This window comes from Lentzea terrae, from assembly GCF_003265345.1.
In the GTDB taxonomy this organism is placed as follows: Bacteria; Actinomycetota; Actinomycetes; order Mycobacteriales; family Pseudonocardiaceae; genus Lentzea; species Lentzea terrae.
Window position 1 is genome coordinate 23,464 of the sequence record NZ_QFWW01000023.1, and the last position, 22,740, is coordinate 46,203.

Genomic DNA, 22,740 nt, shown 5'->3' on the forward strand with positions numbered 1-22,740 from the left:
TTACGCACCGAAGGAATCGACCAATCGCAAGTTCGGCGCCTCGGGTGTCACGACCGTCAGCGGTGCCGTCCGGCGCAGTTGCGTCAACAGCTCGGACACCTCGCGCGCCGCACTGGTGCATCGGCCGCAGGTGGCGATGTGCCGCTGGACGCGGACCCTCATTCCCCGTCCGAGCCGGCCGCACAGCCACGCGGCGAGGTTGCTCGCGGACAGCGAGCACTCCGCCGCCCCCGTCGACTTGACGTGCATCTGCGCGTAGGCGACCCGGAGTCCCTCCCGCGCCCTGAAAGCAAGAGCGGCCAGCGCGTTCGGATGGATGCCCAGCAGGCCTGCGACCGTCGTCGTGGGCCTCTTCTCGATCTCCAGCTGGACCAGCACGGTCCGCCAGCGGTCGGGCAGGCTCTCCAACGCGCGCAGAGCCAGGTCCGCGTCCAGCCTTTCGATCAGCGGATCCCTGTCGATCACGGGCACCACCTGCTCGGAGAGATCGGCCTGCCGATCGACGAGACGATCGACCGCGAGCTGCTTGTAGAAGGTGGTGCGGACCGTGGTCAGCAGGTAGGCGCGGAACAACGTGGCCGGCCCACCACCGGACACGATCCGGTTGAGCACCTTGGTGAAGGCCTCCGCGACGAGGTCGTCGGCTCCCTGCGACGTACCCAGCAGCCGGCACGCGAAGCTGTGCGCACACGCGTGGTACCTGCGGTACAACTCACCGAAGGCATCCCGGTCGCCGACCCGGACGGCGTGCATGAGGGACGAATCCGACCTGCACGCGCTTAGCTCGTCGCAGCCGTCGAGATCCTCGGTCATCTCACCTGCCCCTTGTTCTGCGGTCGTGACTGACAATGCGCAAGACAAAACTACAGCCAAGCCCTCCGGAACGCACCACGCGAATCTCCATTCCGAAGAGATCCCACTCGGTCCGCGTGCCGAGGTGACGCAGCAGAACGAAGTCGGCTAACCTCTCAGGCACAACTCCTCCGATGGGGTGATAATAGAATCTCAATCATGTGAACAAGGTTCACCACCGGACACAGAAATTTTATCTCCTGTTGTCGATGACGAACATCGAGGACGACGGGCGGAGCAACTTCGGCGCCAGCGGATCATCGGGGTCCGGCAAAGCGTGCAACTCGTCGATGGCGTCGCTCAACCCGCCGGTGTACTCCCACAGGACAGCCGACACGGACGAGCGTCGCGGGCCGCGGCAGTCCTCGTTCCGCAGGCGGGCCACCGTCACGTCGTGCAACCCGCGCACGGTCATCGTCTCCGTCACGGTCCGTCGCTCGCGAGTGCCGTAAAGGCACTGGACACCGGCCAAAGACACCGGCAAGAAGATCCAACCGGTGCCGTCACTCGCCAGCGACGCCAGCTTCGCCAGAGCAGGGTGGCTGTGCACGGCTTCGAAGTACTCACGACTGATCACAACGGCACCGCCTCCCGTTCATCGACGGCTGTCGCCGTGGCTCTTCGCCACCAGATACCGGCCCCGCGACGTCCGGCCTGCCGACACCGAGATGCCGTGCAGCGTCTCGACCACGTAGGCGGCGAGGTGACAGCGGCACCAGTCGGCCAGATGACCTGCCAGCCTCGCCGGTGTCGGATCGCCCACCAGCACGTCGTTGAGGTGACGGCCTTCCAGCTCGCTCGTGACGTACCGCCGCAACGGCTCGAGGGCCGCGCTCTCGGCAGGCGCGTCGGTGGGCAGTAGTCCGGCCGCGTGCAGAACGACCTCCACCGACCACTGGTGCATGTGCACGCCGTGGCACGGATGAGTCGCGCGCAGGCCTGGAATCTCGTGTGTGGCGACGAAGGTGTAGTGCTCGACGATCTCGTACATGTCCCCGCTTCACGAGCGTCGTGCGAGCGGGTCCGCCGCCGCGTAAAACCGGCTCCCCTGGTCCACCAGCTGGGTGGCGGCATCCCTGAGCGCCGCGCGCAGGCGGCCCACCTGCAACGGTGACAGGTAGACGGGGCCGAAGGACGTTCCCTCCACCGCGACGCATCCACGGCCGAGCCGGACCACCACGTTCGCCTGGCGCCGCTCGTCGACCCCGCCCTCGGCGGTGGGCGACGCCGGTCGCCGGTGCAACCCCAGCCTCATCAACATCGACAACCGCGGCCACCTTCGAAAGTGATGCCTCATCAACAGCTCCTCGTCGATCCGACCGGGGACGCACACAGCGGAACCGTGGTGGCGAGGAAGGAGAGAAACTCGCCACCACGGCCCCTGGAGGCGACGGCCTGACGACCGGTGAAGCCCGAAGAACCGGCCGTAACGGGGCACGTCCGTCGCCGTGAATGTGGACCTCGGGACGACGGCCTCATTACGGCCCCGTCACCTGAGTCACCCGGAGGGGTTTCCGCCGCAGCGGGACAGCAGGGACATCTCGAAAGCCTTCGCGACGGCGTGTGCCCGGTCGCGTGCTTCGAGCTTGCGCAGCACGTGGTTCACGTGCGTGCGAACGGTTTCCGTGCCGATGCCGAGGCAGCCGGCGATCTCCACGGCGGTCCGTCCTTTCGCGACCTGGTGCAGCACCTCGAGCTCCCGGCGCGACAACGGCTTGCCGCCCTGGGCCACCGCGGACAGTCGCACGGGACCGAAGCAGCCGCGCAGCTGCGGATCGACGAAGCTGCCGAGATCGACACCGAGCCTGATCGCCGTCACCAGACGGTCGGAGTCCGCCTCGATGGGCACCAGCGACCGTGCCCCGTGCAGACGCGCCCGAGCCATCGCTTCGGCGCCTCTGGCCTCCTGACCGATGAGGCCGACGACGATCATGCCGGTGAACAGGCGGGTCAGCAGCTCGCACAGCTTCCAACCAGGATCGCTGCCGGACGTGATCAGGACCGCGTCCGGCGCTCCTCTGTCGCACAGCTCGACCGCGGCGGGCGCACCGCTCGCCGCGCCGATCCAGGCGAGACCGGGCTCGCCGGCGACGACGGTCTGGACACCGTTGTGGAACAACGGCACCGAGTCGACGAGCGCGACACGGAGTGGTCTGTCGCGGTTCTGCCGGCAGGTGTCGAGCCTGGCCTCGGCCAACGGCTGCGTCACGTTCACCCGCAACGCACCGGCGGGCCGGGCCGGAATTCCTCGTGCCCTTCTCGATTCGAACCGGACCGTCCAGGCCGGACGTCCACCGACATGCTGGCGGCCGGTGGTTCCTTCGGTGCCTCCTGCTGCTCCGGGCCGCGCGCGGTGACACAAGGCTTGGCGTCCAAGGCTTCGCTGACCGTCTCCTGCGGCACGGCGATCGCCGGCTGTTCGACGGAGGAGGCGGTCACGACCGCGTCCGGCACCGCCGCCGCAGCCGGTTCGGGCACAGCCCGCTCCGGACGCACCGGAATCGCCACCGTCGTCGTCACGGACACGGTTTGCGGCTCGTCGGCGCCGACACTCTGCATCACGTTCGCGACCGCGTCGGGTGCCTTGGTGAAGGAGTCGAACGACGCCCCTGCCAGTATTGCGAGCGGCACGACCAGAGCACCTACGAGTCCCCTCTTCGTGCAGTCACCGCATCTGGAGCGCACCTCCTTCTTCGGTCGCACCAATCGATGTTTGCCCGCTGCCTTCCGGCGCGACATGCCGACTCCCTCATCGTGTGAATCATCGCGCGTTGATCGACGCACAACGTTTGATGACCTTGGTGAGCGAGCTGCTTACGCGGGAGGCCAGGAGTTCACCGGAGCGGGCGAACTTCGGTGGACACGCGTAAGTGGACCGCGAAGCCGGTGTCTACCAACGTCGTTGCCATGAGGCGTGACAGGAGGAGACCAGTCGTGATCAGTACCATGCCGGCCCGTGTGTTGCGGGTCGCCGTGATCAGCTCCGCTTCGTCGCTGGAGCGGGGCGTCGCCCCGATCATCCGGGAGAGCCGCGAGCTGGCGTGGATCGGCTCGGCGTCCGACAGCGACTCCGCGATCCATCTGTGCCAGGTGGACAGTCCGGACGTGTTGCTGGTCGACTCGGCGAGCGACCCGCGGTGGGACCTGTCTCTGTTGCTGACGGCGATGTTCCCGGACCTGGTGATCGTCGCGCTGTTGCGCAGGAACACCCGCAACTCGGTGGCCGCGGCGTGGGCCCGCTTGCACGGCGTCCGCGGCATCGTCGGGCTCAACGCGGACGCCGAGGCGCTGCTGACCACGATCCGCACGACTGTCCAGTCCGGACAGTTCGTGCACCCGGACGCGATCAGCACCACCTGACGCACCGTTCGTCACGCTGCCTGGCGGCGGCGAGCAGCGAACACGAGCAGGATTCCCGCAAGGAGCAACGCGACGCCCACACCGCAGAGCGACCTGAGGTCCATGCCGGTCGCGGCGAGTTCGTCGACGGGAAACGGCATACAGGTGTCGGTGGTCAGCGCGGTCCCGCCGACGGTCACCGTGGCCTCGCTCCGCATGCCGCTGCCACCCTCCGCCGGACCAGGTGCGCACGCCGGCCCGCCGGCATCGGCTTCATCGGGCGCGACACGCACGGTGGCGACGTAGCTGTGGCCCGCACCCGACGCGAGACGCACGCCGCGGGCGATCCAGGCGTCCGAGCGGCCGTTCCAGCTCGGGTTCGTGGGAGCCGCGTCAGGACTCATCCGCACCACCAGATCGGTCGCCTCTGTCCCGGCGCCGAGGCGAAGCCGGTCGTCCAGGTCGTAGGTGATGTCGGCAGTGCCGCGGTTCACCACGGTGATCCGGTAGTCCACGACGACGGCACCGTCCGGCTCGCGCCTCGGCGAGCCGGGCAGCACCTCCTCGGTGATCGTCGCCCCGGGGAACGGAGCGCACGCGCCGGCGGTGCGCACGACGCCGTCGACCACCACCGCGGCGGTGTTCAGCGCACCTGTGCCCTCCTCGTCGTGATCGAGCGCGCAGTCGAACGACTCGGCACGCGCGTTGGCCGGAGGCGCCGCGACGACCTTCACGGGGTAGACGTGCCGTTCTCCCACCGCCAGCGGAACGCCGGTGCGCACGACGGGCTGGAGAGCACCGTTCCACTCCGGCGCGCCGTCGATCACCGCGGAGCGGATCGTGGTGCCCACGCCGTACCTCAGCGTGTCGTGGAGGCTGTACGTGGCCGGCGCCGTTCCCTCGTTGGCGACGGTGATCCGGTAGCTGATCTCGTAGTGGCCGTCGCCGAGCGGAGTCGTGCGGACGACGTCCTCGGCCACCGAGACGCCGGTGAGCGCACCACACGCCACAGCCTGTTCCGTGACGCTGTTGGTGAACATCGTCGCGACGTTGCGGAGACCGGTCGTGCTCTCGTCCGGATCGACGACGCAGTCCGCCGCCTTGCCGGTGGCCGCGAACGCCAGCGTCACCGTGACGCGGTAGACGTGGGTGTCACCGCCGTCGATCCGCGCACCTGAAACCAGCTCGCCGGATCCGCCCCATCCGCTGTCCGGCATCGGAGTGTCGCCCACCGCGGTCACCACGGCCTCGTCGACCTCGACTCCGGGTCCGAACCGGAGGTCGTCGGACAGGTCGTAGTGGCCCGCTCCGGCACCGATGTTGGTCACCGCGATCTCGTAAACCGCGGTGTGAGCCCCGGCCTCGTGCGGATCGAGCGCGGTCATCGTCTGCCTGATCGACAAGACGGGTGCCTCGGCGCACGCCCAAGCCGTGCGGGGCATGCCGTGGCTCGTCGCGATCGTGCGGCCGAGGAACCCGGATCCGGGTTCCTCGGCATCGACCAGGCAGTCGGTGCTGCTGTTCGTCGCGTGCACGACGTTGACCACGTACACGACCGTGAGCAGATAGGTGTCACGTTCCCCGGCGCCGATGGTGACGTCGCTCGCGATCTGCTGGTCGTCGGCGCCGTTCCAGCGGGGATTCGCCGTCGTGGTGGCCGACACCACGCTGATGCCCTCGCCGGGCAGGAGTTCTTCGGTCAGGTCGTAGGTCGTCGGCACGGCGCCGGAGTTCTCCACGTCGATCTCGTAGACGACGGTGACCGTGGCGTCGCCGTTCGCCTTCGGCCAGCCGGACGGCACCGTTTTCGTGACCGAGACGTGGGCGATGGCGGCACACGCGGTGGCGCTCTTCACGACGCCGTTGCTCGTGACCTTGGCGGTGTTCCGCGTCCCGGTTCCGCTCTCGCCGGAATCCAGCGAGCAGTCCAGCGCACCAGGAGCCGGGTCGTGCGGCGGCGCGGCGACCACGGTCACCGTGTAGGCGTGGCTCGAGTTGCCGTCAATCGGCACGTTCCCCGCGACGAGGGCGTCGTTCGTGCCGTCCCACCCCGTGCTCGGCCCCGCGGCGGACGGAGCGACGACGTCCGCGCGGATCAACTCCACGCCGGTGCCGTACTCCAGGGAGTCGGCCAGATCGTAGCGAGCGGCACCCGCGCCGTCGTTCGTCACCGTGATCTCGTACGTGATCGTGTAGGTGCCGTCGCGGTTCGGCACGGTGGCGGTCACACCCTTGGTGACGGAGATCGCGTGAGGGTTGCCGACGACGGCCTTCTCCCCGAAGAACGGCTGCGGCGATCGGAGGTGTGTGTCAGCGGGTCCGGCGAACCTGTCAGCTTGCTGAGCCGACAGCGCGAGCGGCGGGCTGACCGCGGTGCCGAGCAGCAGGGTTACCGCGCAGGCTCCAGCCAGCCGTGTCCAACAGGACATCAGTACTTCCTCCAGTGATCACACCTCGGTTCTTCTGAATGCAGACCCCTGAGAGGAAAGGGATGACGCGTAAAAACGCGATCTCACGAATTCGTGTGAAAAAGGGCTGATGACCTGGGCAGATGAGGTGAGAATGCCCCGTGTGATGGCGAACCCAGCTGAGTTGACCGGCACGTTCGTGGTGGCCGTGGGTGAACGGCAACGCACGCCTTTCCTGGTCTTCTACAGCGATGAACGCGAATACGAGCTGCGTCTCGACCTCAGCACCCACTGGCGGGTGCGGTTCGACGGCACGGAGGCGTGCGCATTCCTCGGCGAGGACTACCGATGGCGGCTCGGTCTGTCCGGCAAGTACAGAAGTGTCCGGCCGCACCACCTGGAAGTGCTGTCACGGCTGAGCGGGATGACCGTGGACGAGGCGCGCAGGGACAGCGACGCCGCGTTGCGGATCACGTTCTCCGACAACGTCGTGGGCAAGACCCATCTCACCGTCACCGACGAACGGCGGTGGGCATCGGACACGCCGTGGCACCTGGTCCGCTGCCAGGACACGTCGGTGGAGGTCGCGTGGCGGCTGTGCGCACTCGACACCGCCGTCCCCACAGGACGTCACGCGGCCCGATGACACGTCTCGGGCAGCTGATGACGATCTCCGGCACCAGCGCCGCGCAGCTCGCCTTCAACGCGGGTGCCGCCCTCGTCGCAACCCGTGTGCTGGGCCCGGATGAGCGCGGGATCATGGTGCTCGGCATGACGATCGGCAGCCTCTGCGCATTGCTCGGCGGATTCGGCACCGGATCGGCGTTCCGACGGCAGTTCTGCCTCGCCGGCGGGAACCGGCCGGCACTGACGTCCGCGTACACACGGTGTTCCACCGCGGGAGCACTGTCGGCGGCGCTGCTGGGTGTGGCGAGCACCGCCGCCTCCGCCCCGCTGATCGACGCCGCACTGGCCAGCCCGCCGTTTCTCCTCGCGGTCGGGTGCTACTCCGCTGGACAGGTGGTCGTCGGTCAGGTGGTCGACGCGTGGTTCGCCGACGGCCGGTTCCACCGCGGTGGAGTGACCGCGGCGGTGACGAGCGCGGGCGGACTCGCCGGCGTGGTGCTGGCATCGGGCGCCGAAAGCGCCACGTCCCTCCTGCTCGCTCAGGCAGCCGGTGTCGCCGTGCTGGTGGTGGCCGAAGTCGCGGGGTTGCGGCGTGGTGGGTTGCTGAGCTGGGTGCCGGTCTCCGCCGGCACCGTCACCGGGCTGATGCGTCTCGGTGCGCCGACGCTCGGACTGTCCATCGGCCTCGTCGTCGTGCTGCGCGCGGACCGGTACGTCATCGGGCTCACGGCGGGCACGGCGGCGGTCGGCATCTACTCGCTCGCGGCCACGCTCGGCGAGATCCCGCGGATGCTTTCGGCAGCACTCGGGCAGCTGTGCCTGCGCGACATCTCCCTCGGCCGGGGCGCGCCCAACCTGGTCAGAACGACCTTGCTCGCGGTCGCGACCACCGCCGTGGCAGGTCTGCTCGTGGCCCTCGCGGCGTGGTTGCTCGTGGTTCCGCTCTTCGGGCAGGAGTTCGGCAGCGCCCGTGAGCTGCTGGTGGTGCTCGTCGCCGCAGAGGTGTGCTTCGCGCCGTTCGTGGTCGCGAGCCGCGGCCTGATCGGCGGCGGGTGGACCACGGCGGCGGGCGTTCTCGGCGCAACGGGCGCGGCCGGCGCGATCGGTGTTTACGGTGTCACCGGCTCGCTGGGCGGTGCCATCGGGGTCGCCGTGGGATCCGTTGTCCTGTACGGAGCACTGTCCACCGCGGCGTGGACGATGCTGCGGCGGCGTGTCTCAGCGGCTGGAGTTGACCAGCTGGGCGGCCGGTGACCCGACGACCACCGTCCCCGGTAGCACGTCGCGAGTCACGACCGCCCCGGCGCCCACCAAGGCTCCCGCGCCGACAGTGCGACCTTGCAGCACGACCGCGCCCGATCCCACCGTGACCCCGGTCTCGAGCCGGACGTTCCCGGCCACGTTGGCTCCTGGCAGCACGGTCACGTAGTCCTCCAGTTCGGTGTCGTGCCCCACCGTGGCGTTGTAGTGCACCTGGCAGTGCACACCGATCTCGGCACCGCTCGAGATCGTCGTGTTGGCGTGCACGATGAGGCCGTCTCCCAAGATGGTGCACGGACCGATCACCGCGCTCGGGTGGATCAGGCTGCCCGGTCGCAAGCACAGCTCGTCGAGCAGCCGGGACATCTTCACGCGTGCGTCCGGGTCCGCGATCGCGACCACGTACAGCGCCCCTGCGTCCGTTTCCTCCGGCAGGCACACGAGATGCGCTCGAACGAACCGACCGGCCGCGACGTCGTCCACGAACGCGGTGACCTCCTGCCCCAGAGCGACGCAGATGTCCAACGCCTCCCGGCCCGCACCACCGGCGCCGGCGATGTAGAAGTACGTCATACCGCCTCCTCAGCTCAGGGAAATCCGGGGTTGAGCCCGCCGGCTCCCGTGATTCCGCATGGCCGCAACACCTGCCGGATCGTCCGCAGGATGATCAACAGGTCCAGCCGTGCGCTTCGGTTCTCCAGGTACCACAGGTCGAGTTCAATGCGTTCAGGCCAGCTCAAGGCGTTGCGCCCGCTCACCTGAGCCCATCCGGTGAGGCCGGGCCGGACCGAGAGCCGCTCTCGCTGACGCGGGCTGTAGTGGCGGGTTTGTTCCGGCAGAGTCGGCCGCGGGCCGATGAGGCTCATCTCACCGCGCAGGACGTTCACCAGCTGCGGCAGTTCATCCAGACTCGTGCGGCGCAACACCGCGCCCAGTTCGGTCTCCCGCTCCCGATCGGGCTGCCCCGGCCACTGCGGCGGTCGCATGGTGCGGAACTTGACGATGAAGAACTCCGCTCCGTGCAGTCCGCTGCGGCGTTGCCGGAACAGCACTGGTGGTCCCAGCCGACAGCGGACCAGTACGGCCACCACGACGAGCACCGGTGCGAGCACCGCGAGTCCTGCCGCCGCGACCACGACGTCCACCACGCGCCGGATCATGCCGTGGCCACCCGGAGCACCTTGGTGAGGGCGGCGGCGGTGTCCTCCATTTCGGCCTTGGACAACGTCGGGTGGACGAGCAGCGTCAGCGAGGTGCGTCCGAGACGCGCGGCGACGGGCAGTTCCTCCGGTGTGCCCGGTACCGCGGCGAACGCGCGTTCGCGATAGATCTCGTAGCATCCGCCGTGCAGGCACGGAGTGCCTTCCGCGCGGACGGCGTCGACCACGAGATCCCTGCTCCAGCCCGGCAGCAGTCGTTCCGGTCGCAGCTGGACGGCGAACTTGTAGTACGCGTGCTCCACCCTGGCCGGCGGCAGGGAGAGCTCGACGGCCGGCTCGGCGGCCAACGCGTCCAGCAGGATCGCGGCGTTGGCTCTGCGTTGCGCCACCCAGCCGCCGAGACGGCGGAGGTGGTTGCGCCCGATCGCCGCCTGCACTTCCGTCATGCGCGCATTGGTGCCGAAACTGTCGTGCAGCCACCGGAAACCGGGCGGATGCGGTGAGTGCACGGCTGTCCAGCTCTTGCCGTGGTCCTTCATCTCCCAGCAGCGCCGCCACAGCGACTCGTCGGACGTGGTGATCGCTCCACCCTCACCCGCCGTGGTGAGGATCTTGTCCTGACAGAACGACCAGGCGGCGATGTCCCCGATGCCGCCGACCATCCGTCCACTGTGGACCGCCCCGTGCGCCTGGGCGCAGTCCTCGACCACTCGCAGGTCGTGCTTGCGCGCGAGTGCCAGCACCGGGTCGATGTCGGCGGGATGTCCGGCGAGGTGCACGACGACGACCGCTCTCGTGCGGCCGGTGATCGCCGTCTCGACGGTGCTCGCGGTGAGACACCCGCTGGCCGGGTCCACGTCGACGATCACGGGACATGCCCCGACCGCGACCACCGCGCTCGCGGTCGCGATGAACGTGGCCGCGGGAACGATCACCTCGTCACCACGACCGATGTCGAGGGCCCGCAGCGCCAGTTCCAGCGCAACGGTGCCGTTGGAGACGGCGACCGCGTAGTCCGTGCCGACCGCAGCGGCGAACTCGGTCTCGAAGGCCCGGCCGTGCACGCCGGTCCAGTAGTTGACCCGGCCGGAGGCCAGCACCGTCGCCGCCGTTTCCAGGTCCTCGTCGTCGAAGTACGGCCACGGCGGCATCGGGGTCGTGCGCACCGGTATACCGCCGTGAACGGCCAGCTCGCTCATCGGATCCGCATCCTCGTGAGAGCGACGAGCAGCAACCCGATCCCGATCTGCACCGGAACCGGCGCGAAGCTGTTGCGCACCTGGATCAGCAACGGCAACAGCACCACGCCGACCACCGCGTCGGACCGGCGCTCGAGCCGCACCAGCAGTGCCCCGAGCACCGCCATGAACAGCACCACGCCGACTGTGCCGAAGTTGTGGAACGCCTCAGCCACTGGCGAGCCTCCGATCTGTCCGACCCGGTTCGCGATCTCGACGTTGAACAACCTGTCGTCGTAGGTGGGTGGCCCGCCGTGCCAGCCGAGGAGAGACTCGAGAAACCGCACAGGAACGGCGACGAAGGTCACCCCGGTCCGCAAGGGCTCGTCCCAGCTGAGCACCACCACCACGGGGCGCAGTGAGAAACCCATCTCGGCGACGGCGTCCAGCGGCGCGGACAACCATCCCGACGGCGACAGCGGTGCCAAGCCACCGAGCCGGGTCTGCCGGACCACACCGGCGAGCAGCAACACCGCCACCGCGCCACCCAGCGTCCACAGCGGACGGATACGGCGCCGTCTCGCCTCGATCACCGCCATGGCCGCCAAGGGGAAGAGCACCTCGCCGCGAGTCCCGAGTGGCAGGGCGATCGCCGCGTACAGGGCGAACCCGGTCCAGCCTGCAATCCGCGCGCGCCCACCCGCCGATACCGCCAGCACCGCGCCCATCCCGGAGCACAGGGTGCCGAACGCGAGCACGGTGTCGGACCCGTTCGCCTCCACGAAGGCGTGGTAGCCACCCCAAAGGAGGTCGAGCCCGCCGGCACGCGTCAGAGCGGCGGCGAAGACTCCGAGCCCGGCCAGTTGGACGACCACCCCGAGCACTCCAGCCACGTGGCCGCCCCGGTTCGCGACGACGGGCGGCGCGCCACGACCGGCCAGCCCGGCGGCCAAGGTGTACCCGGCCATGGCGAGCACGGCGAGCGACACGGCTTGCGGCGTGTGCGGGTCCTCGAGCCACCGCGCGTCCTCGAAGACCGAGTCGGCGCGCACCGCGACGCTCAGCAACAGTCCGCCGTGGAAGAGACCGAACAACACCAGGTAGGCCGCTGCGGGCCGGTAGAGGCCCTGAGGATGCCCGCGGACGAGCACGGCGAGGCACAGCGACCACGAGGCCCAGAAGATCGCGGCCGCCGAAACCACGTCATGGGGTGGCGAACGCAATGCCAGCGCCGCCACGACCACCGCCGCCAGTGCCACCGCGGCGGTGCGGCCCAGCGGTTCCGGCGTACGGGCGAACGCGCTGTCCTCCAGCACGGGCACGGCACCCGTCTCCACTTCGGAACGTCCTGGGCGCCCGCGCACCGGTTCCGCCTCACCAGCAGGCCGATGACGCCGCACCGCTCCGCCTCCACTTCCGCGGAGACGGAGCGGCCCGTCACCAGCCGGACGCCGCGGACCGCTCATCGCGACGCGGTCCACACCGTGCGCCACCACTGGTCGTCCGGTGACAGGGCGAACTCCGAGTCGCGGATTCCTTCGGCGATCACCGCGCGTCCTGACTGCGGGATGCTCGCCAGAGCGAGCGCTGTGGCCGCCCACCTGACCGGGCCCGCGCTCAACGGCAGGACGTCCAGACCGCGCACCCGAGACGCGAGCTCGCGGAGGCCGGGCAGGTCGGTCGCGAGGACCGGCACCCCCGAGGCGAGCGCTTCGAGCACCACACCGGGCAGCCCTTCCCGGTGTGACGGCAGGAGCAGCACGTCCAGCGTGGCGAGCACCGCCTCGGGACGGTCGGTGTGGCCCAGCAGGTGAACCGACGGATCCGCCGCCACGCGCGGTACGACGGAGGTGAGGTCGTCGATGCCACCGGGTCCGACGACGGTCAGGCGCACGTCGGGACGCACACGGCGCGCTTCTGCGAACACCTCCAGCAGGAACCCGCGGTTCTTCTCCGGTGACGCACGGCCGATGTGTCCCATTGTCGGTGCACCCGGTTCCCCCACGCGGGGAACGAACCGGAAGCGGTTGCAGTCGACCTGGTTGGGCACGACGCGGTACCGGCGGTCGTGCGGGGGCGGAGCGGCGAACGCCAGCGCGGCGCTGGTCACACCGAGGACGTCGGTGGCGGAGTTGCAGATCATCTCGCGCAGCACGGAGCGTTGGAACCTGCGCCCCAGGGTGTCGCGCCGTCCGTCACCCTCGCTGCGCAGACGTGCGATCCGCACGGGCACACGCGCGGCCGAAGCGACGGCGAGCACCAGACCGCTGACGAGGCTCACGTGCGACTCGACCACGTCGGGCCGCAGCTTGCACAGCACGTCCCACAGCCGCACCGGAAAGGTCGCCTTGGGGTTGAGGGGGCAGCGACGGATGTCGGCTCCGGCAGCGCGGAACTGCGGGGCGAGCAGACCCTCGTGGGGTCCGAGCGTCACGAAGGTCTGCTCGACGCAGGAGGCCGGGATCGCGCGGCAGTTTCGCAACGCTGCGGTCTCCACGCCGCCGCGGTCGAGCGCCCCGAGGACGTGCACCACCTTCACGGGATCCTGCGTCATGTGCTCCTCCTGTCGGGCAACGCGGCGGGAATGTGCGACAGCCACACCGAGAAGCGCTCGTCGAGCAACGCCTTCTCGTACGTGCGAGCGAGTTCGAGGTTGCGACGTGACTGCTGCTCCCACTCACGTGGATCGGTGAGCAGCCGGCCGATGACGCGGGCGAGCGCCACCTCGTCGTCGGCCTCGACCAGACATCGCGGCTCCAGCAGCTCCGGAATGCCGCCCACGCAGGTGCCCACCGCGGGCAGCGCTCTGGCCATCGCCTCGATCAGCGCGCGTGGCAGCCCTTCCGCACGGGACGGCATCGCGAACAGGTCCGCTGAGTCCAGCAGCACGGTCATGAGCCGGCGGTCGTGCACCGGTCCGATGAAGGAGACCCGGTCGCCGATCCCGAGTGACTCCGCCACGCCCACCAGCTCATCGTGTCGTTTGCCGCCGCCCACCAGCACGGCGTGCACGTCGAGCCGCGAGTCGACCAGGCGCTGCAACGCCCGCAGCAGGACGTCGTGGCCCTTGTAGAGCTGTTCGTGGGTGCCGACGGCGATGATGCAGAAAGGCCCGGGGAGCCACTTGCGCGGCTGGTCGAGCAGCGTGCCCTCGGCCATGCGCACGTTCGACAAGGCGATGGTGAACCGCCCTGGCGTTGCGGGATAGCGGCGCTGCAGCACGAAATTGGTCACGTACAACACCGCCGACGCACGACCCACGACCCATCCCGTCAGGCGGGCCGCGGCTGTCGCCACCGCTCTGCCGACCGGGCCGAACGTCCCTGCGGCGAGCACGTCGAACGCGTCTCCGATGACTTCGACGGAGTACTTGCGGCGCAACAACCTGCACGCGATGGCGGCGAGGAACCCGATCGCGCCCGGCTGTTGCAGCACGATCACCTCGGCACGCGCGACCGCGCGGGCGATCGCCGGAACGAGCCGGGGCAGTGCGCGCAGCAGTCCTGCCGGACCGCGGTAGTTCTGCAACGGTTGCAGATCCTCGCTCTCGGCGCCCGGTTCTTCAGTTCTCGCGACCACGCGCAGCCGGTCGCCCTGGTCGAGGTACCTCGCGAAGGCACCCGGCACGACCGTCTCGCCGCCGAACCTCATCTCGGTGAAGAGGCTGATGAGCCGGCCACCGGGTGCGCGGGCGACCGGAACGTCCGCGGCGTTCTCGACGACATCGGCCACAACAGCCGCCGCACGCGCGCTGTCGAAGAAGCGCACGACCCGATCGCGCACCGCGTCGGACCGTTCCGCCAACAGACCCGCCCTGTGCTCGGCGTAGGCCTCGTTCAGCGCGGCGACCAGCGCGCCGGGGTCGTCCTTCGGCACGATCCAGCACGCGTCCCGATCGACGGCCTCCGGCAGGGCACCGGCGTCGCTCACCACGCTGGGCACGCCCATGGCGCCGGCCTCCAGAGCCGCGCCGTGGTTGTCGGACAAGGACGGCGACACGCTGACGTCCGCGGCCGCGTAGTACGGCCGCACGTCGTCGACGCTGTCGTACCACGTCACGGACGGGTCGTCGGAGAGCCGGAACCTCGCGACCAGCTCCCTGCGGTACTCCGTCCCCTCCTCGTCGAACCCACCGCCGACCAGCACGAGGCGGCTGCCCGGATGCTCGGCGCTGAACCTCTGCCAGGCCGTGAGCAGCACGTCGTGGCCTTTGATCCCACGTCCTTTGTGGACGAATCGCTTCGGCGCGTACACCAGTGCGACCATGATGACGACGAAAGCATCACCCGCACCGACTCGCGCACGCGCCTCGACGCGCTCGGCTGGACTCGGAGGCCGGAACAGGACTGTGTCGACCCCGTAGGGCACGACGGGCGTCCGCGCGGGCGGGTGCCCGAGCTCGCGATAGCGCCGTGCGGTGAACCGGCTTCCGCAGATGGTCACGGTGTCCAGCCGTGCGGTCATCCTCTCCAGCAGCCGGATCAGCCGTGACTCCAGGTACAGCGGACCGGGCACCATGTGCACCCGCGCCGCTCCGGTCGCGAAGCCGGCGAGCCGCACCGCGAGCGCCGAGGCGAGCAGGTGGTAGTGCAACACGTCCGGCTGCAGTCGCCGCAGCAGGTCGCGCAGCTTCAGCAGACTTGCCAGCGTGTGCAGCGACGGCCGGAACCGGAAGTCGAACGGACTGTCCACAACGGACACCGCTCGGTCGGCGAGTTCCTTCCGCAGCCGGCCGTCACCCGGCGGCAGCACCGCGACGACATCGTGCCCACGTGCGAGCAACGCGTCGACGTGCGGTGTCGTCCACATGCATCCGCGATTCGTCTTCAGCACGAGCACGACGCGCAGCCGACGTGCAGGTGCGGTTTCCTTCATCGTCACAGGTACTCCACATGCGCCGCGGTGAGCCGATGCCGGGTGTCGAGCACGCAGTCCGCCGCCCGCTCGACGAGGGGGTAGTCGACGTCGTCGTGGTCGGCGAGCAGGACGACGATGTCGGCGAGCCGCAGCGCGTCCTCGGACAACTCGATCGGTTTCACACCCGGCGGGCAGCGATGCTGCTCGACGTGGGCGTCCACCACCTCGATCCGGGCACCGAGCATCGCGAGCAGTTCGGCGATGCGCAGCGCGGGTGATCCGCGGATGTCGCCGGTGTTGGCCTTGTACGCGAGTCCCAGCAGCACGACCACGCTGTCCGCCACGTCCTTCCCACGCCGGGAGAGCGCAGCGCAGATCCGCTTGACGACGTAGTCGGGCATCGTGTCGTTGATCTCGTTGGCCAGTTCGACGAACCGGAACGGCCGATGCAGCTTGTGCTGCACCCGCCAGGACAGATAGGTCGGGTCGACCGGCAGACAGTGTCCACCGACTCCGGGCCCCGGCGTGAAACGCATGTACCCGAACGGCTTGGTCGACGCGGCGTCGATGACCTTCCACACGTCGACGCCGAGTTGACGTGCGAAGAGGGTGATCTCGTTGACCAGCGCGATGTTGACGTGCCGGAAGGTGTTCTCCAGCAGTTTGGTGAACTCGGCTTCCTTCGTCGACGACAGCGGCACGGTGGTGCCGACCAGTCTCGAGTACAGCGCCTCGACGACGCGCAGCGAGGACTCGTTGACGCCCGAGATCACCTTGGGTGTGTTGGCGAGCGTCCAACGGGTGTTACCGGGGTCGATGCGTTCCGGGCTGTAGCCGACCGCGAAGTCCACGCCTGCGACGAGCTCGCTGCCCTGTTCCAGCAGAGGGACGAGCAGCTCCTCCGTGGTACCGGGATACGTGGTGGACTCCAGGACCACGAGCGAGCCGCGGCGGATGTGCGGTGCGATGGATGCGGCCGCCGACTCGACGAAACTGAGATCGGGTGTTCCGCGGGTCAACGGGGTCGGCACGGCGATGATCGCGGCCGTGAAGTCCTCCGCGTCCACATAGGACATCGACGGGAGGTAGCGTCCGCTCTCCAGCGCCGCAGCGAGCTCGTGGTCCGGCACGTCAGCGACGTAGGACCGCGCTTCCCGCAACGACGACACGCGGCTGGCGTCGAGGTCGATCCCCACGACCGAGAACCCGGTCTCGACAGCCCGCATCGCGATCGGCAGGCCCACGTATCCCTGCCCGATCACCACGAGCTTCTCCTGGCCGCACGCCGCGGTCATGCGCTCGACCTCGAGATCTCCGCGGTGACCAGCGCTTCCATCCACTCGATCGTCCTGCACAGGGCTTCCTCCAGTGAAACCCGATGTATGTAAGGAAAAAGCTCACGCAACGCAGCTGTGGACGCTTGTGAGTGCCGAATGTCGCCGTTGCGCACAGGATGGTGCACCACGTCGAGCTCGCGGCCCAGCAACGCCGAGAGCATGAAGATCAGATCGTTGAGGCTGGTCCGCGTGCCGAACGCGAGGTTGACCGGGCCGGCACAGCTGACGGTGCGCGTGACGCAGTCGGCCAGCACGTCCACAACCGACCCGACGAACGTGAAGTCACGGCTCTGGTTTCCGTCACCGAACACCACGAGCGGCTCTCCCCGCAGGGCCGCCCAGATGAACGAGGGAACGACGGCGGCGTACGGGTGCCCCGGCAACTGATGCGGCCCGAACACGTTGAAGAAGCGGAACACCGTGCACGGCAACCCGAAGCAGTGCTGAAACGACAGGGCGTACGACTCCGCGGCGAGCTTGCTCGAGGCGTACGGGCTCGCCGGCCGGCACGTCATCTCCTCGGACTTCGGCAACACGGGATTGAGTCCGTACACCGAGCTGGACGAGGCGATCACGACATGCGCACCCGTGGCATTGGCCGCCTCCAGCACCTCCAGCGTTCCGGTCACGTTGACGTCGTGACTGCGCCGCGGGTCCAGCAACGACCGCTGCACGGACGGAACCGCTGCGAGGTGCACCACCGAGTCCGCGCCCGCGCACGCCTCCATCACCGCGTCACGGTCGAGCACGCTGTGCACTCGCAGCTCCACGTCGATCCCGTCGAGATTGCTGCTCCTGCCGGTGCTGAGGTCGTCGAGCACGACCACGTGAGCTCGCCTGCGCACGAGTTCACGGCAGAGATTGGCACCGATGAACCCCGCGCCACCGGTGACGACAACCTTCACGACGTCACGCGCACATCGGTGTGGGCGGCACGCGGAGCCGGGACGGTTCCGGTCGCGCACTCCGCCATCACCTCGACCTCGCCGTAGTCGACGGCGAGCGACAGCAGATACGCCGGATCGAGCGGCGGCACGGCGACCTGCGAGATGGCCGGGTGCGACGGGCGCTGGTCGAGTTCGCCCGGCCCGAACAGTTCCTCGTGCAGCTTCTCCCCCTCGCGCAGTCCGGTGTAGACGATCGGTGCGGACCTGCCGGAGACCTCCATCAACTGACGAGCGACGTCGGCGATCCTCAGCTGCTCCCCCATGTCGAGCAGCAGTGCCTCGCCGGAGCGGCCGATCGCCACCGCCTGGAGCACGAGCTGCACCGCTTCCGGAATGGTCATGAAGAAGCGACTCACGTCGGGGTGCGTGACGGTGATCGGGCGGCCTTGTGCCAGCTGCTCGGTGAACGTGCTGAGAACCGAACCCCTGCTGCCGAAGACGTTGCCGAACCTGACGGACAGGTACTTGCCGTCGGAACGCGTCGCCGCGTCGGAGGTGAGCCGCTCACCGACCCTCTTGGAGCTGCCGAGAACACTCGTCGGGTTCGCCGCCTTGTCCGTGGAGATGTTGACGAACGTGCTCACGCCCGCCGCCAGCGATGCTTCGAGCACGTAGTAGGTCCCGAGCACGTTCGTCTTCCACGCTTCGAGCGGGTACTGCTCGAGGGCGGTGAGGTGCTTGAGCGCCGCGGCGTGGAAGACCACGTCCGGCTGGCACCGAGCGAAGGCGGCTCGCACGGCCTCGCAGTCCCGGATGTCCGCCAGTACGACGTCCGGCGAGTCGAGCAGCGCCTCGCCGTACATCGACAGCCGCACGGCGTGCAGCGCCGACTCGTCGCGATCGAGCATGAACAGCTCCGCGGGCCCGAACCGGTGAATCTGGCGGCACAGCTCCGATCCCACGGACCCGCCCGCGCCGGTGACGAGGACTCGCTTGCCCACGAGGTGCTCACCAGCGGTGTCGGAGCAGGTGTGGACCTGCTGCCTGCCGAGCAGCTCGGCGAGGTCGAGTTCGCGAAGATCCGCGACACCGACCTGGGAGCCGAGCACCTCGTGCAGCGACGGCAGCACCTGCAGGCCGAGGCCGGTCTGCTGCGCGATCTCGGACATCTCGTGCAGCAGACCGGGATCAGGCTCCCGCAGTGCGACCACGATCAGCGTCGCGCCCGTGCGTGCGGCGACCGCCGCCACGTCCGCGGTGGTGCCGCTCACCGGAACGCCGCGAATGCGCAGCGCCTGCTTCGCCGGGTCGTCGTCGACGAGCGCGACGGGGAGGTAACCGCTCGCGGGGTCGCTCAGCATCGACCGGACCAGTTGCTCCCCGGTGACACCAGCGCCCAGGATGACCACTCGCCGGGCGGACGCTCGTTCCGGCGTGGCCCAGCGCTCGTGACTCCACCTGACCGTGCAGCGTCCCGCCCAAGCCAGGAACAACGCGACGAACGCGGACGTCAGCGGTACGGATCGGGGAACGGGTGGAATCGTCCACCAGAGGTCGACGACGACGGCGAACACACCGGTGATGACGGCGACCCACGCCAGGCGCACCGCCTCCTCGAGGCTGCCCACCGGGTAGCGCCCGCTGTAGAGATGTGCCACCAGCCCGACAACGACGGCGATGGTGAGCACGATCAGCGTGAACTCGGCGAATCGCGGGCCCTCGACGTCTGTCGCTTCCAATGCGTAGCGGAACCAGGTCACCGCCGCGATTGCGACGGCCCACGCGGAAACGTCGATTCCCCACAACAGGAACCGACGTCGCCATTCGATCAAGGGCACTGGATCACACCTCATTCCGCCTTCACACCGGCACTTGATGTGGTCAGACCCGCGAGACAGCGATCCATTACCCGCGACTACCCGAAAGTGTTGCCCACTTGCGCATCCGGAAACTCTTGGCACAATTCAGCAATCATCTCCGAGGCAATACCGATCAAACTCCGAAAGGAACCCGTGTCTTTGCGCGGTTATCTCCTGCTGCTCCGCGAACGTTGGCGGGTGGTGACGGCGGGCCTGGCACTGGGCGCCTGCGCGACGGCGGCGGCCACCTGGGCCGTCACCCCCGTCTACGAGGCGGAGGTGACGCTGTTCGTCTCGGCGCAGGACGTGGACGGCGACGCGGCACAGGCCTACCAGGGCAGCCTCATGTCACAGCAGAAGGTCAAGTCGTACACACGGCTGGTCACCAGCGGGCGCATCCGTCAGGACGTCGAACGCCGAGGACTCGCGCCGGGCCCGGACTCGATTCGAGCCGAGGTCCAGCCGGGCACAGTGCTGCTGACGATCACCGCCATCGATCCGTCGCCGAACCGGGCACAGCACCTGGCCGACGCGGCGGCCGAGGCGTTCACCGGGCTCGTCGCGGAGCTGGAGAGGCCGGTCGGCGGTGGTCAGCCCGCCGTCGCGGCGAAGGTGGTCGAACCCGCGAGGCTGCCGGCCACCCCCGTGTCTCCTCGTCCGGTGAGCAACGGCGTGCTCGGTGTCCTGATCGGGCTCGCCGCCGGCGTCGGTGCCGCACTGGTGCGCAACGCGCTCGACACGTCGGTCCGATCGGTGGAGATGCTCCAGCAACTGGTGGCAGCGCCGTCGCTGGGCACCATCCCCTTCGATCCTCGCGCTGCAGCACGACCGGCGATCACGTACCCGCACTCGACATCGGCACGCGCGGAGTCGCTGCGGCGGGTGCGGACGAACCTCCAGTTCGTCGATGTCGATCATCCCGCCCGCACGATCGTGATCACCAGCTCCATGCCCGCAGAGGGCAAGTCGACGCTCACCTGCGATCTCGCCGTCGTCCTCGCAGAGGCGGGGCGGTCGGTGGTGGTGGTCGACGCCGACTTCCGCGCGCCCCGCATCGGCGACTACCTGGGTCTGGAGTCCGCCGTCGGCCTGACCAGCGTGCTGATCGGGCACGCGCGGCTCGAGGAAGCACTGCAGCCGTGCGGCTATCGCGGCATGACCGTGCTCGCGAGCGGTCCGATCCCTCCGAACCCCAGCGAGTTGCTCTCCTCGCGCTACGTCGTGGACGTGCTCGAACTCCTGGCAGGCCGCTTCGACGTCGTGCTCGTGGACACACCGCCGCTGCTGCCCGTCACCGACGCGGCGATCCTGGCGAGCCGGTGCGACGGCGCGATCCTGGCCGTGCGGCACGGCAAGACCACGAAGCAACAGGTCCAGGAATCCGGCAACGCCCTCGAAGCGGTGTCGGCACGACTGCTCGGCACGGTCACGACGATGACACCGCGAACCCGTCTCGGCGATGCCTACCGGTACCACCGCGCAGACGAACAGGAAACCGCGCCCCTACCGCAAACGCATGTCCGTCAGGAGCACCGGCCATGACCGTTCCGGAACCGGCGGGCGGGACGAGGAACACACGGCTGGCAGTGCTGTCGGCGTTCGCGCTGTGCTTGCTGGTCACCGGACTGTGCGCGGTCATCACTCACGAAGGACGAGAGATGCCACAGTTGCCACCGGTCTTCAGCTCACTCGACGCGGCGCAGCGTCCACCCAGGTGGACGGAAGGCCTGACGTTCCTGCTCACGAGCAACGATCCCGCTGCGTACTCCGACCGCAGCGAAGTGATCATGCTCGTCCGGTTGTCCGCAGACCGCAGAGCGGCGACCGTCGTGTCGATCCCGCCCGACAGCTGGGTCGCGGTCCCCGGACACGGTGTGGCCAGGATGAGTTCGGTGTCCGCATTCGGCGGACCCGCGCTGATGGTCCGCACGGTGGAGACGCTCACCGGGGTGCGGGTGGACCACTTCGCGATGACGGATCTCACCGGTTTCCGGGCTCTGGCACAGGTGGTGGGCGGCGTCGGCCCGGTCGATCCGAGCATCGCCGATCCGTGCGAGCGGCAGCAGGAGGCGCTCAGGGCGCTGATCTCGAAGGTGATGGCGAGCGGAGTGCTGAACAGCCCCGGCCGGGCACACGGCTTCGCCGACGCGGTGTGGCGACACGTCCAGTTCGACGACATCCTCACGACGCACGCGCTGCGGTCGCTCGCCTTCGAGCTCAGGGAGCTGGACCCGGCCGCCGTCACGTTCGTGACGGCACCGATCTCGGACGGCACACGTGCCGGTCAGCTGTGGGAAGCGTTGCGCCACAACCAGATCAAGCACTATCTCGAAAGCACACCGCGGTGAGGAAAGGTTTCCGCATCCTGTTCGTGTGCAGCGGCAACATCTGCCGCTCCCCCTTCGCCGAGTTGTTGACCAGGTACCTGCTCGCACAGCGGCTGCCGCACGACCAGATCACCCGCTTCGCGGTCGCGAGCGCGGGAACTCAGGCCGTGACCGGAGCGGCGATGCACTCGCTGACCCGTGACCAGCTGCCGCGGTGGGGCATGGAACGGGTGGCCGGCGAGAGGCACATCGCCCGCAAGCTCGACCGGATCGCGCTGGCCTCGGCGGATCTCGTGCTGACGGCGGACCGCGAACACCGGGCGGAGGTCGTCTCCACGCACCCGTCGCTGCTGCACTCGACCTTCTGCCTGCGGGAGTTCGCCCGCCTGCTGGCACCGGTGTCACTGCGCCGCACCGGTGACGACCCCGTGCTCCGCGCGCGGGCCGCGGTCTCGACCGCGGCAGTGCGCCGAGGCTGCGTCCCGTGGGTCGACAAGACCGCTGACGTCGTGCCCGATCCGTACGGCCGGTCCCGCAACGCGCATCAGCTGAGCACGGACCTGATCGGCGACGCGCTGCGTCAGGTGCTCACCGTGATGTTCGACGCTTGAACAATCCGCCAGAACCGGGGTGCGAGGCCTCGGGTTGC

At 69.0% G+C, this 22,740-nt stretch carries 22 protein-coding genes; 6 read left to right on the top strand and 16 right to left on the bottom strand.

The features are described 5' to 3' along the window. From DI276_RS27825 to DI276_RS27850, 6 genes are all read right to left on the bottom strand, one after another. Positions 1–753: an RNA polymerase sigma factor gene (locus tag DI276_RS27825; protein ID WP_157984987.1), complete on the bottom strand. Its 753-nt coding sequence runs from the start codon at positions 751–753 to the stop codon at positions 1–3. A gap of 292 nt (positions 754–1,045) precedes the next feature. Continuing rightward, on the bottom strand, positions 1,046–1,429 hold the full coding sequence (locus tag DI276_RS27830) for a hypothetical protein (RefSeq protein ID WP_112268637.1): 384 nt from the start codon (positions 1,427–1,429) through the stop codon (positions 1,046–1,048). 18 nt (positions 1,430–1,447) lie between these two features. Continuing rightward, positions 1,448–1,843: a 6-carboxytetrahydropterin synthase gene (locus tag DI276_RS27835; RefSeq protein WP_112268638.1), complete on the bottom strand. Its 396-nt coding sequence runs from the start codon at positions 1,841–1,843 to the stop codon at positions 1,448–1,450. Positions 1,844–1,852: 9 nt separating this feature from the next. Then, positions 1,853–2,113, bottom strand: coding sequence for a hypothetical protein (locus DI276_RS27840; protein WP_157984988.1), 261 nt, complete (start codon positions 2,111–2,113; stop codon positions 1,853–1,855). A 237-nt stretch (positions 2,114–2,350) separates the two neighbouring features. Continuing rightward, positions 2,351–3,067, bottom strand: a complete 717-nt coding sequence (locus DI276_RS27845; RefSeq protein WP_112268642.1) for a response regulator transcription factor — start codon at positions 3,065–3,067, stop codon at positions 2,351–2,353. Continuing rightward, on the bottom strand, positions 3,064–3,483 hold the full coding sequence (locus tag DI276_RS27850) for a hypothetical protein (protein ID WP_112268644.1): 420 nt from the start codon (positions 3,481–3,483) through the stop codon (positions 3,064–3,066). Before DI276_RS27850 ends, DI276_RS27845 begins: the two co-directional genes overlap by 4 nt. Positions 3,484–3,786: 303 nt before the next feature. Between DI276_RS27850 and DI276_RS27855 the strand changes: the two genes are divergently transcribed. Further along, positions 3,787–4,212 (top strand): response regulator, encoded by a 426-nt coding sequence (locus tag DI276_RS27855; RefSeq protein WP_112268646.1) that lies wholly within the window; start codon positions 3,787–3,789, stop codon positions 4,210–4,212. 11 nt (positions 4,213–4,223) lie between these two features. Here DI276_RS27855 and DI276_RS27860 read toward each other — a convergent pair whose 3' ends face one another. After that, positions 4,224–6,620 (bottom strand): hypothetical protein, encoded by a 2,397-nt coding sequence (locus tag DI276_RS27860; RefSeq protein ID WP_112268648.1) that lies wholly within the window; start codon positions 6,618–6,620, stop codon positions 4,224–4,226. Positions 6,621–6,765: 145 nt separating this feature from the next. Here DI276_RS27860 and DI276_RS50260 point away from each other — a divergent pair, with 145 nt between their 5' ends. Beyond that, positions 6,766–7,245, top strand: a complete 480-nt coding sequence (locus DI276_RS50260; protein ID WP_157984989.1) for a hypothetical protein — start codon at positions 6,766–6,768, stop codon at positions 7,243–7,245. Continuing rightward, positions 7,242–8,480, top strand: a complete 1,239-nt coding sequence (locus DI276_RS27865) for a lipopolysaccharide biosynthesis protein (RefSeq protein WP_157984990.1) — start codon at positions 7,242–7,244, stop codon at positions 8,478–8,480. The genes DI276_RS50260 and DI276_RS27865 overlap by 4 nt, the downstream gene beginning before the upstream one ends. Here DI276_RS27865 and DI276_RS27870 read toward each other — a convergent pair. The 9 genes from DI276_RS27870 to DI276_RS27910 all read right to left on the bottom strand — a co-directional run bounded on the left by DI276_RS27870 (position 8,445) and on the right by DI276_RS27910 (position 19,743). Beyond that, positions 8,445–9,059 (bottom strand): NeuD/PglB/VioB family sugar acetyltransferase, encoded by a 615-nt coding sequence (locus tag DI276_RS27870; protein ID WP_112268652.1) that lies wholly within the window; start codon positions 9,057–9,059, stop codon positions 8,445–8,447. The genes DI276_RS27865 and DI276_RS27870 overlap by 36 nt on opposite strands. 14 nt (positions 9,060–9,073) lie before the next feature. Further along, a complete protein-coding gene (locus tag DI276_RS27875; protein ID WP_112268654.1) occupies positions 9,074–9,646 on the bottom strand; it encodes a sugar transferase in 573 nt (190 codons plus the stop codon). Continuing rightward, positions 9,643–10,845 (bottom strand): DegT/DnrJ/EryC1/StrS family aminotransferase, encoded by a 1,203-nt coding sequence (locus DI276_RS27880; protein WP_112268656.1) that lies wholly within the window; start codon positions 10,843–10,845, stop codon positions 9,643–9,645. The genes DI276_RS27875 and DI276_RS27880 overlap by 4 nt, the downstream gene beginning before the upstream one ends. Beyond that, positions 10,842–12,161 carry an O-antigen polysaccharide polymerase Wzy gene (wzy, locus tag DI276_RS27885; RefSeq protein WP_112268659.1) on the bottom strand — a complete coding sequence of 440 codons (1,320 nt, stop codon included), beginning with the start codon at positions 12,159–12,161 and terminating at the stop codon, positions 10,842–10,844. Before wzy ends, DI276_RS27880 begins: the two co-directional genes overlap by 4 nt. Before the next feature lie 125 nt (positions 12,162–12,286). Continuing rightward, positions 12,287–13,378, bottom strand: coding sequence for a glycosyltransferase (locus DI276_RS27890; RefSeq protein WP_112268661.1), 1,092 nt, complete (start codon positions 13,376–13,378; stop codon positions 12,287–12,289). Continuing rightward, entirely contained in the window at positions 13,375–15,699 is a 2,325-nt protein-coding gene (locus tag DI276_RS27895; protein ID WP_232837000.1) for a glycosyltransferase family 4 protein, read from the bottom strand. Before DI276_RS27895 ends, DI276_RS27890 begins: the two co-directional genes overlap by 4 nt. 2 nt (positions 15,700–15,701) lie before the next feature. Further along, entirely contained in the window at positions 15,702–16,976 is a 1,275-nt protein-coding gene (locus tag DI276_RS27900) for a nucleotide sugar dehydrogenase (RefSeq protein WP_112268665.1), read from the bottom strand. Beyond that, positions 16,973–17,923: an NAD-dependent epimerase/dehydratase family protein gene (locus DI276_RS27905; RefSeq protein ID WP_112268667.1), complete on the bottom strand. Its 951-nt coding sequence runs from the start codon at positions 17,921–17,923 to the stop codon at positions 16,973–16,975. The genes DI276_RS27900 and DI276_RS27905 overlap by 4 nt, the downstream gene beginning before the upstream one ends. Continuing rightward, a complete protein-coding gene (locus DI276_RS27910) occupies positions 17,920–19,743 on the bottom strand; it encodes a nucleoside-diphosphate sugar epimerase/dehydratase (RefSeq protein WP_198680959.1) in 1,824 nt (607 codons plus the stop codon). The genes DI276_RS27905 and DI276_RS27910 overlap by 4 nt, the downstream gene beginning before the upstream one ends. Before the next feature lie 180 nt (positions 19,744–19,923). Here DI276_RS27910 and DI276_RS27915 point away from each other — a divergent pair, with 180 nt between their 5' ends. The 3 genes from DI276_RS27915 to DI276_RS50265 are packed head-to-tail and all read left to right on the top strand — an operon-like array spanning position 19,924 to position 22,702. After that, positions 19,924–21,306 (top strand): polysaccharide biosynthesis tyrosine autokinase, encoded by a 1,383-nt coding sequence (locus DI276_RS27915; protein WP_157984991.1) that lies wholly within the window; start codon positions 19,924–19,926, stop codon positions 21,304–21,306. Further along, a complete protein-coding gene (locus DI276_RS27920) occupies positions 21,303–22,112 on the top strand; it encodes an LCP family protein (protein ID WP_112268671.1) in 810 nt (269 codons plus the stop codon). The genes DI276_RS27915 and DI276_RS27920 overlap by 4 nt, the downstream gene beginning before the upstream one ends. Then, a complete protein-coding gene (locus DI276_RS50265; RefSeq protein WP_157984992.1) occupies positions 22,109–22,702 on the top strand; it encodes an arsenate reductase/protein-tyrosine-phosphatase family protein in 594 nt (197 codons plus the stop codon). The genes DI276_RS27920 and DI276_RS50265 overlap by 4 nt, the downstream gene beginning before the upstream one ends. Positions 22,703–22,740: the final 38 nt, after the last annotated feature.

Excerpts from the sequence above, each read along its gene's own strand:
- DI276_RS27835 (WP_112268638.1), bottom strand. The coding sequence starts at position 1,843 with ATGTACGAGATCGTCGAGCACTACACCTTCGTCGCCACACACGAGATT.
- DI276_RS27870 (WP_112268652.1), bottom strand. The coding sequence starts at position 9,059 with ATGACGTACTTCTACATCGCCGGCGCCGGTGGTGCGGGCCGGGAGGCG.
- DI276_RS50260 (WP_157984989.1), top strand. The coding sequence starts at position 6,766 with ATGGCGAACCCAGCTGAGTTGACCGGCACGTTCGTGGTGGCCGTGGGT.
- DI276_RS27865 (WP_157984990.1), top strand. The coding sequence starts at position 7,242 with ATGACACGTCTCGGGCAGCTGATGACGATCTCCGGCACCAGCGCCGCG.
- DI276_RS27860 (WP_112268648.1), bottom strand. The coding sequence starts at position 6,620 with ATGTCCTGTTGGACACGGCTGGCTGGAGCCTGCGCGGTAACCCTGCTG.
- DI276_RS27880 (WP_112268656.1), bottom strand. The coding sequence starts at position 10,845 with ATGAGCGAGCTGGCCGTTCACGGCGGTATACCGGTGCGCACGACCCCG.
- DI276_RS27920 (WP_112268671.1), top strand. The coding sequence starts at position 21,303 with ATGACCGTTCCGGAACCGGCGGGCGGGACGAGGAACACACGGCTGGCA.
- DI276_RS27890 (WP_112268661.1), bottom strand. The coding sequence starts at position 13,378 with ATGACGCAGGATCCCGTGAAGGTGGTGCACGTCCTCGGGGCGCTCGAC.
- DI276_RS27895 (WP_232837000.1), bottom strand. The coding sequence starts at position 15,699 with ATGAAGGAAACCGCACCTGCACGTCGGCTGCGCGTCGTGCTCGTGCTG.
- DI276_RS27900 (WP_112268665.1), bottom strand. The coding sequence starts at position 16,976 with ATGACCGCGGCGTGCGGCCAGGAGAAGCTCGTGGTGATCGGGCAGGGA.
- DI276_RS27840 (WP_157984988.1), bottom strand. The coding sequence starts at position 2,113 with ATGTTGATGAGGCTGGGGTTGCACCGGCGACCGGCGTCGCCCACCGCC.
- DI276_RS27875 (WP_112268654.1), bottom strand. The coding sequence starts at position 9,646 with ATGATCCGGCGCGTGGTGGACGTCGTGGTCGCGGCGGCAGGACTCGCG.
- DI276_RS27825 (WP_157984987.1), bottom strand. The coding sequence starts at position 753 with ATGCACGCCGTCCGGGTCGGCGACCGGGATGCCTTCGGTGAGTTGTAC.